Genomic DNA, 267 nt, shown 5'->3' on the forward strand with positions numbered 1-267 from the left:
TCTTTAGGTTCTCCAGCTTGATCTAAGTATGCAATTCGTGGAAAAGCAGTATTACTATCGTACGTTTTACTTGCCTTTAAAGATCTAATATCTACACGAGCAATTTGCTTAGCCCAATGTTCCTTAGTAGGTTTCACGCCCACAAACCATTTACCCGATTCGCCTGAAAACTCCCAGGTTTGTGTATGCCCTGCAGCTTGTCCCACTAACTTTAAAACCAAATTAGTTAAATTGCCACGAGTCCCTCTAAATACATATGTATCTAAC

At 39.7% G+C, this 267-nt stretch carries 1 protein-coding gene; it reads right to left on the minus strand.

Features of this window, described 5'->3' with window-relative positions:
• On the minus strand, positions 1–267 hold a 267-nt coding region (locus AC2FA3_RS15260; protein ID WP_490510326.1), incomplete at both ends, for a helveticin J family class III bacteriocin.

The organism is Janibacter sp. CoH_79_TC_3 (genome assembly GCF_058197955.1).